Source organism: Edaphosphingomonas haloaromaticamans (assembly GCF_001853345.1).
Lineage (GTDB): Bacteria > Pseudomonadota > Alphaproteobacteria > Sphingomonadales > Sphingomonadaceae > Sphingomonas_E > Sphingomonas_E fennica.
Genome location: NZ_MIPT01000001.1, coordinates 1,785,527 through 1,798,090, shown reverse-complemented (window position 1 = coordinate 1,798,090; position 12,564 = coordinate 1,785,527). Strand labels below are relative to the sequence as shown.

Below are 12,564 nucleotides of genomic sequence, written 5' to 3'. Positions count from 1 at the left end.
CCTTAAGCCCTCTCCCGCCTTCGCGGGAGAGGGTTGGGTGAGGGTCTTCTTCCTTGGTGCTCAACGGCTGGCCAGCGCGCGGCCGATACATTCCAGAACGCCGTCGAAACTTTCGATGACATCATTGTTCCAGAACCGAAGGACACGGAATCCCCGCGCTTCAAGATAAGCGGTGCGGGGTGCATCGGCTGCTTCTCCATGCTGTCCGCCATCGAGTTCGACGATAAGCCGCGCTTCGATGCACAAAAAATCGACGATGAAGGGGCCGACCGTCGCCTGTCGGCGAAACTTGAACCCGTTCAGCCGGCGATTCCGCACGGCCAGCCAAAGCTTGCGTTCGACGTCGGTCATGTCGCGGCGAAGGCGCGCGGCATGGGGGCTGATCTGGCGCCTGACCGGATACATGCGCGCAGATTAGAAGAAGGAAGACCCTCACCCAACCCTCTCCCGCGAAAGCGGGAGAGGGCTCAAAGCAACGCCCCTTCCAGCCTTCCGGCCCTCCCGGCCATCATTCTGAAACCTGTCTCCCCAACGCCCGCGCCAGCGCCTGCCGCCAGCCCGCCAACAGGGCGGCGCGCGTATCGGGATCGCCGGCGGGCTCGAACCGCGCCGCCTGTCGGGTCAGCGCCGCCACGCCGGCCCGGCCATCCCACAGCCCCACCGCCATGCCCGCCAGGAATGCCGCGCCCAGCGCCGTCGTTTCCAGATTGGCCGGCCGTTCGACCGGCAGCTCCAGGATGTCGGCCAGGAACTGGCACAGCCAGTCATTGGCCGACATCCCACCATCCACGCGCAGCAAGGCGGGCTTGGCGGCGCCGTCGTCGATCATGGCGGTGATGAGGTCCGCCGTCTGATAACCCACCGATTCCAGCGCCGCCCGCGCGACATGGGCGGCGGACGTGCCAAGCGTCAGCCCGCAGATCAGGCCGCGTGCATGCGCGTCCCAATGCGGCGCGCCCAGCCCCACGAAGGCCGGCACCATATAGACGCCGCCATTATCCTCCACCCGCGTCGCCATGTCGTCCGTCTGCGAAGCATGGGTGATCAGGCCCAATCCGTCGCGCAGCCATTTGATCGCGGCACCCGCGACGAAGATCGAACCCTCGACGGCATAGCTCGTCTCGCCATCGATGCGGTAGGCCGTGGTCGTCAGCAGCCTGTTGACCGAGGCGACCGGTCGCTCGCCCGTATTCAGCAGCATGAAGCAGCCCGTGCCATAGGTCGCCTTGGCGCTGCCCGGATCGAAGCATCCCTGCCCCACCAGCGCGGCCTGCTGGTCCCCCGCCATGCCCGCGATCGGGATCGGCGCGCCGAACAGCCCGGCATCGCAATGGCCCACTATCTCGCTGCTGTCCCGCACCTCGGGCAGCAGCGATGCGGGAATGGCGAACAGCGCGATCAGTTCGCGGCTCCATTCCTGCCGGTGGATGTCGAACAGCATGGTCCGGCTGGCATTGGTGGCATCGGTCGCATGCACCCGCCCGCCCGTCATCCGCCACAACAGGAAGCTGTCGACCGTGCCGAAGGCCAGTTCCCCGCGCTCCGCCCGTTCCCGTGCGCCTTCCACATGGTCCAGCAGCCAGGCGAGCTTGGTCGCGGAAAAATAGGGATCGATCAGCAATCCCGTCCGCGCCCGCACCAGCGCCTCATGGCCCGCTTTCTTCAGCCGCTCGCAGGCATCCGCCGTCCGCCGGTCCTGCCACACGATGGCGCGGTGCAGCGGCTCGCCCGTCGCCCGGTCCCACAGCAGCGTCGTCTCGCGCTGGTTGGTGATGCCGATCGCCGCGATCCCGGCCGCCGTCAGCCCGGCTTCGGCAATCGCCTCCCGCGCCGTGGCCAGCACGTCGCGCCAGATATCCTCGGGCTCATGCTCCACCCAGCCCTGCGCCGGATAATGCTGCGCGAACTCGCGCTGGGCGGTCGCCACCACGCGGGCCTCCGCATCGAAAACGATGCTGCGCGTCGATGTCGTTCCCTGGTCGATCGCCAGGATATGGCGCGGCTCAGCCACGGGCGGCCTCCATCTTCCCTTGCGCCAGCCGCCCCGCGATCCTGGCGATATCCCCTTCGGTCATCCGCAGCCCCAGCTTGGACCGGCGCCACGCTATGTCCTCTGCCGTCCGCGCGAATTCATGGTCGATCAAATAGGCAAGCTCGCTTTCGCTCAGCCCCCCGCCGAACGCCTCCCCCAGATCGTCCAGCGATCTGGCATCGCCCAGGATCATCGCCATCCGCGTGCCATATGCCCCGGCCATGCGCTCGGCCGTCTCCGACGGCAGGAAAGGCCAGCGGCGGCGCGCCTCCGCCACGAAGGCGGCAAAATCCCCTTCGGGCAGGTCGCCGCCGGGCAAGGCCTCGCCATCGGTCCAGGCGCCGCGCCGCATCGGCAGGAACGGCGCCAGCTTCTCCAGCGCATGCTCGGCCAGCCGGCGATAGGTGGTCAGCTTGCCTCCGAACACCGACAGCAATTGCGGTCCCGCCGTCGTGCCCAGCTTCAGCACATAATCGCGCGTCACCGCCGATGCGCTGGCCGATCCGTCGTCGTAGAGCGGCCGCACGCCGCTATATCGCCAGATCACGTCCGCAGGCCCGATCCCCTTCGCGAACCAGCGGTTCACGCCCTCGCAAAGATAGGCCACCTCCTCCGCCTCGATCCGCGCGGCGGCGGGATCGCCCGATACCGCGACGTCGGTCGTGCCGATCAGCGTGAAATCCCGCTCATAGGGAATGGCGAACATGATCCGCCCGTCCGGATTCTGCAGGATATAGGCATGGTCGCCCGCGAACAGGCGCGGCACCACGATATGGCTGCCCTTCACCAGCCGGGGCGGCCGCTCGGCGCGGGCCCCCTCGATCGCGCCCAGCACACCGCCGACCCACGGCCCGGCGGCGTTGACGATATTGGCCGCGCGCACCTCGCTCCGCCGTCCGCTCGGCCCATCCTCGATGGATACCGCCCATGCATCGCCGTCGCGCTTGGCCCCGATAAAGCGCGTCCGCGTGCGGATATCCGCGCCGCGCGCGGCGGCATCCATCGCGTTCAGCACCGTCAGCCTGGCGTCATCCACCCGGCAATCGGAATAAGCGAAGCCGCGCGTCACGCCCGGCCTCAGCCCCGCGCCCAGCCCATCGCCGGCCAGGCCATCGCCGGCCAGCCTCACCGCCGCCGATCCGGGCAACATCCCGCGCCCGCCCAGATGATCGTAGAGGAACAGGCCCAGCCGCACCATCCAGCCCGGCCGGCCGCTCTGTCCCATGGGCATCACGAACCGCAGCGGATGGATGATATGCGGCGCGATCCGCAGCAATTTCTCCCGCTCGATCAACGACTCCCGGACGAGCCGGAATTCGAGATATTCCAGATAGCGCAGGCCGCCATGGATCAGCTTGGTGCTGGCGGACGAGGTATGCGCCGCCAGGTCGTCCTGCTCGACCAGCAGGGTCTTCACGCCCCTGCCGGCGGCGTCGCGGGCGATGCCCACGCCGTTGATCCCGCCGCCGACGATCAGCAGGTCGAACCGCATGGTCATGCGTGGGCGCCAGCCCGAGGCGCATCGTCCGTCGGGCTTCGCCCGTCCATCGCCCTCTCCCGCCTCATTCTCTCCGGCTCCTGTCTAGAGCGGTTTCCCGGCGGGCGGAAGAAGAGGGGGAAGCAAGCCTCCCCGGCGCGAGCGTCAGGCACGCTCCTTCGTGGCGGAAAAGCGCAGCGTGGGATGGCGCTGCATCACATAGTTCAGCTCCCACGCATCCTTGGCCATGAACACGGGCTGCCCGTCGCGGTCGCTGGCCATGGCGTTGCGATGGTTGGCCGCGAAATCCTTGATATCGCCCTCATTGTCCGCGCTCAGCCAGCGGGCCGTATCCCAGGGCGAGGCATCGAGCTTCGCATCCACCTTATATTCGTGCTGCAGCCGCGATATCAGCACCTCGAGCTGCAGTTGCCCCACCACGCCCACGATCATCTGCGATCCGATCGCCGGGTGGAACACCTGGATCACGCCCTCCTCCGAAAGGTCGTCCAGCGCCTTGCGGAGCTGCTTGGTCTTGGTCGGATCGGCCAGCTGCACGCGGCGCAATATTTCCGGCGCGAAATTGGGCAGGCCGGTGAAGCTCGCCGCGCCCGCCACCTCGGTCAGCGTATCGCCCACGCGCAGAGTGCCGTGGTTGGGGATGCCGATAATGTCGCCCGGCCAGGCTTCGTCCGCCACCTCGCGGTTCTGCGCGAAGAACAGGATCGGGCTGTGGACCGCGATCGCCTTGCCCGTGCCCGACTGGTTCAGCTTCATGCCGCGCCGGAACCGGCCGGAACATAGCCGCATGAAGGCCACGCGGTCGCGATGCTGCGGGTTCATGTTCGCCTGCACCTTGAAGATGAAGCCCGCCACGGCGGGATCGTCCGGGTCCACCGGCGCGGGCGCGGCCGGTTGCGGGCGCGGGCTCGGCGCCAGATCGCGCAGCGCATCGATCAGCTCCGGCACGCCGAAATCGCGCAGCGCCGATCCGAAATAGACCGGCGTCAGATCGCCGTGCCGATAGGCCGCGAGGTCGAAGTCGGCATAGCCCGCCCCCGCCAGCTCCGCTTCCTCGCGCAGCTTCGCCAGGGCGTCCGCGGAGACAAGCTCATCCAGCCTGGGATCGTCGAGCCCCGCCACCTGCACGCTCCCGCCCGCCGCCGGCAGCAGGCGATGCCCGGCCAGATCATACAGGCCCTCGAACGTGCCCCCCATGCCCACCGGCCAGATCATCGGGCAGACGTCCAGCGCCAGCTGGTCGGCGATCTCGTCCAGCAGGGCAAAGGGCTCCCGCCCCTCGCGATCCACCTTGTTGACGAAGGTGATGATCGGCACGGAGCGCAGCCGGCACACCTCGAACAGCTTGCGCGTCTGCGCCTCGATGCCCTTGGCGGCGTCGATCACCATCACCGCGCTGTCGACGGCCGTCAGCGTCCGATAGGTGTCCTCGGAAAAATCCTCGTGGCCCGGCGTGTCGAGCAGGTTGAAGGTCAGCCCGTCATATTCGAACGTCATGACCGAGCTGGTGACGGAAATGCCGCGCTGCTGCTCGATCTTCATCCAGTCCGAACGCGCGCGCCGCGTTGCCCCGCGCGCCTTCACCTCGCCCGCCAGATGGATCGCGCCACCGGTCATCAGCAGCTTTTCGGTCAACGTGGTCTTGCCGGCGTCGGGGTGCGAGATGATCGCGAAGGTGCGCCGGTCGGGGCGGCCGGTGGGGCGGTCGTTCATGATAGCGGGAAATCCGAAGGATTGTCGTTCGCGGCTCCGTTAGCAGGCGCAGCGGCGCTTGGCGAATCCCCCACGCGCTTCACCCGGCATCCAACCGCAATGGACGACGGGATCGCCGGCGCCGGTGACGGCCATCTCGTTCCGGCCAAGAAAAGATATCACCGGAAAAGAAAAAGGAGCCGACCCGAAGGCCGGCTCCCAATTTCCGCAGCGATCGCTCCCGAGGGAGCGATCCGCCACCTTACATGCCCGAACCCGGACCGAAGGTGATTTCCACGCGGCGGTTCTGCGGCTCGCGCACACCGTCGGCGGTTTCGACCAGCGGACGGCTTTCGCCGAAGGCCTCGGTCGACATGGCCGTGTCGGGCACGCCCTTGCCAGCCAGGTAGGACTTAACCGCATCGGCGCGACGCTGCGACAGACCGACGTTGTACTGGGCCGAGCCCGACTTGTCGGCGTGGCCGGCGAGGACGACCGAAGCCGTTCCGCCCTGCGCATAGGCAGCGGCCGCATTGTCCAGAATGCCAGCGGCTTCCGGCGTGATGTCCGACTTATCCCAGTCGAAGAACACGATGAACGGTCCCGGGATCGCAGCCGGCGGAGGCGGCGGAGCCGGTTCCGGCGGCGGGGGCGGCGGGGGCGGCGGAGGCGGCGGGGGCGGCGGAGCCGCCGGTTCGCCGAAGTTGAAGATCACGCTGGCGAGCAGGCTGTGCGACTGCCACTTGGTCTTCACATCGTCGCCGGCCGCAGAGACGAGCTTGATGTCGTCCACGCGGAAGTAACGATACTTCAGGCCCAGATCGATATTCTGGGTGATCGGCGCGCGAATGCCGGCCAGGATCTGCCAAGCGAACTTGGAGTCGCTGTCGTCCAGAAGCGTCGGGCCACCGTCGAAACGATAGTCGTTCAGCTTGACGCGGGCGATACCGACACCGCCGCCGACGAAGCCGTTGATGCCGTCATCGTCGCCGAAGTCCAGCAAACCGTTCAGCATGAAGCTGAGGGCCGAGGAATTACCGGAATACTTGCTGTCATAGGTGCCAGCATCGTAATCTTCGAGCGGCACGTTCAGCGTGTGGCCATCGACCTCGGCACGCTTGTAGCCGACTTCGCCCTCGACGCGGAACACACCGAAATCATAACCGATGATACCATCGACATCGAAGCCATACTTCTGGTCGGAGGAAATGACGTTCTTCACGTCATCCACCTTCAGCTTGATGTCTTCGATGATCATCGCGCCGCCCTCGACGCCGACATACCACGCACCGTCACGCGCCATCGCGGGCGATGCCAGCGCGGTGGTTGCGAGCGCGGCCATGATGGCGAGCTTACGCATATCATTCCCCTTTCAAAGCAGTTCCTCGCGGAAGCACTGCTACCTAACCAAACTGGACTATCCGCGCAAGCGCGCATCTTCCACATCTGTTGCGGAAATGTCTCACAGAACAAGCGAAACACGCCGCTGCGGCCACCCCATTACAGACGTCGCCTAAACTCTTATTGCCTGCCCCGGTTTCGTTTCGCGTAAAAAAAAGTTTCAGTTCGCGATCAGTCCGTGCGCCTCGAGCGCGGAAAGAATCGCATCCAGCGCCGTCCGCGCCTGCTGGTCGACGGTGGCGCCCCCCGCCGGACGGGCGATCGCCGGCTGGCGGCCGCCCACGACCTGCTCGCCCCCCACGGCCACGCCGAAGGTCGGCGCGGGCGTCGCCCGCCAGCCGTTGCCATCGTGCCACACCCATGCCGAGGCCGGGGTCAGCCAGGCCGTCATTCCCGCGACGGGCCTGATGAATCGCCACCCGCCTTCGGTCCGGATCGCCAGATCGCCGGCATGGCCGGCCCATTCTCCCGTCGGCATAGGTCCTGCGATCCACGCCTTCCCCGGCTCGGGGACGGCCGGCGGCTCATTCTGATCGAGCGCCTCCACCACGGGATGCAGCAGGCCGTCGATCCGGGCGAGCGCCTCATTGTGGAACAATTCCTTCTGCGCCTGCCCGGGCTGGAGATTGGGCAAGGCGAAGCGCGCGGTGCTGTCTGCCATGATGTGCCTTTCAGAAAGTCATGCTGGCGGTTGCCGGATCGGAGAGGCCGCCCGCACCGATCTGGTGGACGGCGATGTTGATGGCGGGCGTGCCCGCCGCCCCGTCCGCCGCCATCCGGGCCGCGTCATAGGCATAGGCAGGCTCGCTCGTTTCCGCCGTCCGCACCGATCCGATCGCGGGCGTGATGACGATTCGATAGCGCTCCGCCTCCTCGGCCAGCGGCGCGTCGGCCCCATCGATCCAGGGCCATCCCGTCCGGCTTCGCCGTGTCCAGCCTATGAGGACGCCGCCGTCGGCGCCCCGCTCCAGGCGCAGGTGCGCGGGCGACGGCGGTCTCAGGGCGCGGCCCAGGAACGCGGCCTGCGCGGTCGCGGGCGCGCCGTCGCCCACGCCCCGCGCCATCAGCCCGATATGGCCGCCGATCGAGGATGCGGGCAATTCGATGGGAAGAAGGCTGGGCGTCTCGATCAGGACGAAGCGCTCGCCCGCCGCGTGCCCCGCCATCGCCGCCTCGGTGCCGCGCCGCCCGCGCATCAGGCGGGAAAGCCGATAGCGCCCGCCTCCCAGCGGCGCGGCGCTGCCGAACTGAATCAACTCGTCGCCGATCATCGCGACATTGGCCCCATTCACCAGCGCCTCGTCATCGCGCCCGATCAGCACCATCCCGTCATGCAGCAGCGCCACATCCACAAAGGATGTCCGGTCCATCAGCACGCTGCTGCCCGGCGGCAATATCGTCTCGGCAACACCCATCACCGCCGGCATCGCGGTCTGCCCGGCATCCTGCCACGTCGCGCCGCCATCGATGCTCCAGCCCAGCTCCGCCCGCCGCCAGCCCGGCAGGGGGCCGGCCGCGGCCGCCCAGATGCGGGGCACGCTTGCCGCCGTGGCGTCGAGAGGCGGCAGATCCAGCAGGGCGACAACGGTCGGCCCATGCGGCGCATCGGGTTCGCGCACGCCATCGCCGGCAACCGCGCTCCGGCCCGCCCCCGCCAGCGGCAGGCCCGCCAGCTTCAGCTCAAGCATCATCCTTGCCGTTTCGCGATGCATGCGCAGCAGGAACATCACCATCCTGTTGTCCGGCACCAGCACCTCGCCCTTGGCCTCGCCGCCATGGATGATCGGCGTCAGCGTGCCGCCCAGCGCCCGCTGCAGGGCCACCTGCTCCAGATGCTCCAGCCCTTCCTCCAGCGCCGCCTTCCACGCGGCCCGGAAATCCGCGTCGCGGCGGCGCAGCTTATAGGCTCCCGGCTCGCCCATCCCCACCAGCCGCGCCGATGCGCTCACATTGGCCGTTACCGCCAGATGCGCCAGGAACGTCTCCCGCTTGGCCTCGGTCCAGCCGCCCGTGCGCACCACGCGGCCGATGGCGTTCAGTTCCGGCGCTTCGCGTTTCGCGCGGGATGCGGCCGGCCGGCGTTTCGTTTTCGGCTCCGACGTCGGCTCCGGCTCCGGCTTCGGCTTCGGCTTCGTTTTCAGCTCCGGCGCCGGCTTCGCGCCGGCTTCGCCCGTCATCGTGCCCGGCGCGGTTTCTTCCACCTTGCCCATGGCCCTACCTCCAGCAATCGAACAGGCAGAAATGGAACGGGCCGGCGGCGATCCCTCGCCCCGGCCCGAACGCATTAATCCAGCTTGCGGTTCTTCTATCTCAACAGCGTCGCGCTGTCAATCATTTTTTACCTATTTGGTTCGTAACCGACCTTGGCGAAGAACGCCCGTTCCCGTTCGATCCACGGCGCGATCGAAGGCCGCGCCTGTATCTCGGCCACATAGGCCGCCACCCTGGGGTGGCGCGCGGCATCCACGCCCGCGCCCACATGGCCGAAATTGGCGAAAGGCTGGACGATCGCGATATCCGCCAGCGTCAACCGGTCCTCCACCAGATATCCCGATTCCGGCACGCGCGGCTCCAGGAAATCCAGCAACTTGGGCAGATCCTCGCGCTCGGCCCGGTCCGCCTCGGCCAGGTCGCCCTCCTGCTTCAGGAACAGCGGGCAGACGATGCGGTTGAAGAACATCTTGGCCATGCACGGCACGAACTTCGTATCGGCGATCTCGTCCCACCAGATCGTCATCGCCCGCGCCCTGGGCTCGGCAGGGATCAGCGCCGGATCGGGCTTGATGGCCTCCATATAGGTTACGATGGCGGTGGAATCGGACAGGCGAAAATCCCCGTCGCGGAACGCCGGCATCAGCCCGAAGGGGCTCGCCGCGCGGAAATCCGGGTCATCCGCCTGCAAGCCCAGCGATTTCAGCTCGAAATCCAGCCCCTTCTCGGCGGCAAAGGCCAATACCTTGCGCACATAAGGCGACATGGAACTTCCATAAACGATCATCGGCGCGCCTCTCTCTTCTCGTCATCCCACCCCGGCTGGCCACGCTAGCTGGAACGCGTGGGATCGGTCATCGGATCAGCCATCTCGCGGGCGCCCGGCGCGCGGGTCCAGGGCAGCGATCCGGTCTGCCGCTCGATCATGCGGTGGATCACCGGCTTGTCGTCCCCGCGGTGGAGCGCGCGGATGCGCTCGAAATTCTCGGCATCCGCCTGGGTGCGCCGTTCCTGATGGCGGATATAGTCCAGCCAGGTCGGCACATTGTATCGCTCGATCCACAGTCGCGGGTCGCCCAGGTCGCGCAGCAGCGTCCAGTGCCGCGCGCCGTCGCGGATGCGGATGCGCCGCCGCTCGTTCATCGCCGCCAGGAACTCGATCACGTCCACCGGGTCGATATGATATTCGATGCTGATCACGATCGGCCCGCTCGATGGCTGCACCGCCACCGCCGTTTCCGGCACCGTCCATTGGCCCGCCGGGTCCAGGTTCATGAAATCCGCCTGCGGCAGCTTCAGGCGCAGGCCCACGATCAGGCCGATGCCCTGCGCCAGCCCGGCGGCGATCAGCGCCACGCGCACGCCATGGTCGTCGGCCACCTCGCCGAACAGCCAGGCGCCCATCGCCATGCCGCCGAATGCCGCCATCTGGTAAAGCGCCAGCGCGCGCGCCACCACCCAGCGGGGGGCCGCCATCTGCACCGATACGTTGAAGGTGGATAGCGCCAGCACCCAGCCCGCGCCGGCCAGCGCCAGCGCCGCCACCGTCACCAGCGTGATGTGGCTCATGCCCGCCACGATCGCGCCGATCGTCAGCGCCAGCGTCGCCGCGCGCACGATCGTCTCGGTCGAAAAGCGCTGCCGCAGCCGTCCGCTGCTCAGCGCGCCCGCCACCGCGCCCAGGCCGAACGCGCCCAGCAGCACGCCGTAGACCAGCGGTCCGCCCGTCACCAGGTCGCGCGCCACCAGCGGCATCAGCGCCGGCACCGCGCTCGCGGCGATGCCGAACAGCCCCGCGCGCAGCAGCACCACCCGGATCGTGGGGGACATGGCGACGTAGCGCACCCCCGCCGCCATCGCCGTCCCCAGCGTCTCGCGCGGCAGCATGCGCGGCGGCCGCACCGGGTGCCAGCGCGTCAGGACAACGATAAGTCCCAGATAACTAACGGCATTCACCGCAAACGCCGCCGCCGGCCCCGCCGCCGCCACGATCAGCCCGCCGATCGCCGGTCCAACACTCCGCGCGATGTTGAACCCCATGCTGTTATAGGCCACCGCGCTCGGCAGCACCGGCCGCGGCACCATATCGCCCACCGATGCCTGCCACGCCGGCCCGTTCAGCGCCGTCCCGCACCCGATCAGGAAGGTGAAGGTCAGCAGCAGCCAGGGCGTCAGCACGCCCATCCACGCGCAGATCGAAAGCGTCAGCGACACCAGCAGCATGAAGCCCTGGGCGCACAGCATCACGATCCGCCGATCCAGATTGTCCGCCACCGCCCCCGCCCACAGCGAAAGCAGCATGATCGGCAGGGTGGTGGACGATTGCACCAGCGCCACCAGCGTCGGCGAATGGGCGATGGTGGTCATCAGCCAGGATGCGCCGACGGACTGGATCAACCCGCCGAAATTGGATGCCATGCTGGCGATCCATACCGCGCGGAAGATCGATATGGTCAGCGGCGAAGGCGGTGGCGGGGAATCGGCGGTGGATGCGAAAGGGCCGGCCATGCCCCTTCGATGCGTCAATTCCGCGGTTTGGGCCACCCCCTAACTGGCGATTTTGTCGCTCACTCGCCGTCCAGCGGCTTCACCAGCACAGCGAAGCGCAGCGGCGGCTCCACCGCGACCGGAAAGGGCCGCGTCTCGCCCGTCACGCGGTAGCCGCGCCGTTCGTAGAAGGCGATCAGCTCGGCCCGGCTGTCGATCACGGTCATCTCGATCCGCGCAACGCCGAACAAGGCCCGTGCCTGCGCCTCCGCCTCGGCCATCAGCCGCTTGCCCAGTCCACCCGCCTGCCGCAGCGGATCGACACAGAGCAACCCGAGATAGGCGGTGCCGTCGCCCTTGTCGGTGATCTGCACGCAACCGAGCATCGCGCCGCCGGCTTCGGCGACCAGCAGCCGCTCGCCCGGCGCCGCAAGGATCGCCTCCAGCGTCGCCCGGTCGGTGCGCTCGCCTTCCAGCAGGTCCGCCTCGTGCGTCCACCCGCCACGCGCGGCATCCCCGCGATAGGCCCGCTCGATCACGGGGTGCAGCATGGCGAGGTCATCGGGGCGGGCGGGCCGGATGGTCAGCAGCGAAAGATCGATCATTCCGCGCCTGATAAAGCGAAGCCGGCGATGGAGGGAAGGCCAACCGCCACAAAAAACCATCCGCCGGAAACAAGCGGGAAATCCTCACCCGCCTAAAGCCTTCTCCATTGCTCGCTCTTCGGAGCCGCCCGGCAACGAGATCCCATCCAAGGGACGGCCGAACAGGGGAGGCGCTCGCTCCGGTCAATGTCTGGAGGCACCACGTGAACATTCTCTGGCTCGCAGTCGCTTATACGATGAGCCTCGACGCTCCCATTACCCATCAGGTCACTGTCGAACATGCCGGCAAGCCGGTTGCCGTCACCTATGACGCTGAGGTCGTCACCCGCATGAAGACGGTGGGCACCACCCCGCCGCCGCGCCCCAGTTCGGAACGCTGCCGCTGGAAGGCCAGCGTCACCGTCATCCGCCAGGTCCATTCGGCCTCCGGCGCCAGCCTCAACCGCACGCTGCCGGAAGTGAAGGAAATCAGCGGCCAGCGCCCCGGCACCTGCATGGCCGGCCGCAAGGCGATCATGGCGGAGCTGGACGGCAAGATCGAACGCGTGCGCGAACATCTGCGCGCCACGGCCGAAGCCGATCGGCCGACCCTGCTTGCGGATATCGACGCCGCCCGCACGCTCGCCCTCAACTGACGC

At 67.8% G+C, this 12,564-nt stretch carries 11 protein-coding genes; 1 reads left to right on the top strand and 10 read right to left on the bottom strand.

Going from position 1 to position 12,564, the window contains the following annotated elements; all coding sequences use genetic code 11:
- Positions 1-60: 60 nt before the first annotated feature.
- The 10 genes from BHE75_RS08225 to BHE75_RS08180 all read right to left on the bottom strand — a co-directional run bounded on the left by BHE75_RS08225 (position 61) and on the right by BHE75_RS08180 (position 11,926).
- Positions 61-405: an endonuclease domain-containing protein gene (locus tag BHE75_RS08225; protein WP_070933587.1), complete on the bottom strand. Its 345-nt coding sequence runs from the start codon at positions 403-405 to the stop codon at positions 61-63.
- 103 nt (positions 406-508) lie between these two features.
- Positions 509-2,011, bottom strand: coding sequence for a glycerol kinase GlpK (gene glpK / locus BHE75_RS08220; protein WP_070933586.1), 1,503 nt, complete (start codon positions 2,009-2,011; stop codon positions 509-511).
- The gene (glpD, locus tag BHE75_RS08215; RefSeq protein WP_070933585.1) at positions 2,004-3,530 is read right to left on the bottom strand and encodes a glycerol-3-phosphate dehydrogenase; all 1,527 of its coding nucleotides are present in this window, start codon (positions 3,528-3,530) and stop codon (positions 2,004-2,006) included. The genes glpK and glpD overlap by 8 nt, the downstream gene beginning before the upstream one ends.
- 144 nt (positions 3,531-3,674) lie before the next feature.
- Positions 3,675-5,243 (bottom strand): peptide chain release factor 3, encoded by a 1,569-nt coding sequence (locus BHE75_RS08210; protein WP_070933584.1) that lies wholly within the window; start codon positions 5,241-5,243, stop codon positions 3,675-3,677.
- Between the two features lie 241 nt (positions 5,244-5,484).
- Positions 5,485-6,582 carry an OmpA family protein gene (locus tag BHE75_RS08205; RefSeq protein ID WP_015460115.1) on the bottom strand — a complete coding sequence of 366 codons (1,098 nt, stop codon included), beginning with the start codon at positions 6,580-6,582 and terminating at the stop codon, positions 5,485-5,487.
- Positions 6,583-6,783: 201 nt separating this feature from the next.
- Positions 6,784-7,284: a DUF2793 domain-containing protein gene (locus tag BHE75_RS08200; protein WP_070933583.1), complete on the bottom strand. Its 501-nt coding sequence runs from the start codon at positions 7,282-7,284 to the stop codon at positions 6,784-6,786.
- A gap of 10 nt (positions 7,285-7,294) precedes the next feature.
- Positions 7,295-8,833 carry a GTA baseplate fiber-binding domain-containing protein gene (locus BHE75_RS08195; RefSeq protein WP_070933582.1) on the bottom strand — a complete coding sequence of 513 codons (1,539 nt, stop codon included), beginning with the start codon at positions 8,831-8,833 and terminating at the stop codon, positions 7,295-7,297.
- Positions 8,834-8,961: 128 nt separating this feature from the next.
- Positions 8,962-9,621 (bottom strand): glutathione S-transferase family protein, encoded by a 660-nt coding sequence (locus BHE75_RS08190; RefSeq protein WP_070933581.1) that lies wholly within the window; start codon positions 9,619-9,621, stop codon positions 8,962-8,964.
- A gap of 44 nt (positions 9,622-9,665) precedes the next feature.
- A complete protein-coding gene (locus tag BHE75_RS08185; RefSeq protein WP_041864974.1) occupies positions 9,666-11,342 on the bottom strand; it encodes an MFS transporter in 1,677 nt (558 codons plus the stop codon).
- A gap of 59 nt (positions 11,343-11,401) precedes the next feature.
- Positions 11,402-11,926 carry a GNAT family N-acetyltransferase gene (locus tag BHE75_RS08180; protein ID WP_191225164.1) on the bottom strand — a complete coding sequence of 175 codons (525 nt, stop codon included), beginning with the start codon at positions 11,924-11,926 and terminating at the stop codon, positions 11,402-11,404.
- Positions 11,927-12,129: 203 nt separating this feature from the next.
- Between BHE75_RS08180 and BHE75_RS08175 the strand changes: the two genes are divergently transcribed.
- Entirely contained in the window at positions 12,130-12,561 is a 432-nt protein-coding gene (locus BHE75_RS08175; RefSeq protein WP_015460089.1) for a hypothetical protein, read from the top strand.
- Positions 12,562-12,564: the final 3 nt, after the last annotated feature.